1 protein-coding gene is annotated in these 268 nt (G+C 53.4%); it reads right to left on the bottom strand.

The genetic code is table 11. The features are described from left to right. Window positions 1-53: 53 nt before the first annotated feature. Window positions 54-268 (bottom strand): hypothetical protein (locus QP415_RS11930; protein ID WP_442953490.1); only part of this gene is annotated, 215 nt, incomplete at its 5' end.

Below are 268 nucleotides of genomic sequence, written 5' to 3'. Positions count from 1 at the left end.
GCGGGCGTCCTTCGGAATATCCGAAAAGGTGATCACCAGGATGTTCTTCATTACTAACCTTCTTTAGATGCCTCTAGCAGAATCTGTGCTACCTGCATGCCAGAGCTAGAGATCGACTTATTTTCTTCGGCCCATTTGCGAATCTGCTGACGCGGCCATTGCTCGGCGGCTACCGTAATCATCGCCTTAGCTACTTGGCCAGCGTCATAGCCGGCTACTATCCCAAGATGGGCATCGCGGATATCTTGCGCCGTTGGCCCCTGCCCTA

It is taken from the genome of Pauljensenia sp. UMB3104 (genome assembly GCF_030217285.1).
Lineage (GTDB): Bacteria > Actinomycetota > Actinomycetes > Actinomycetales > Actinomycetaceae > Pauljensenia.
The sequence above is the reverse complement of the archived record's forward strand: the minus strand, read 5'-3'. Positions and strand labels throughout refer to the sequence as shown.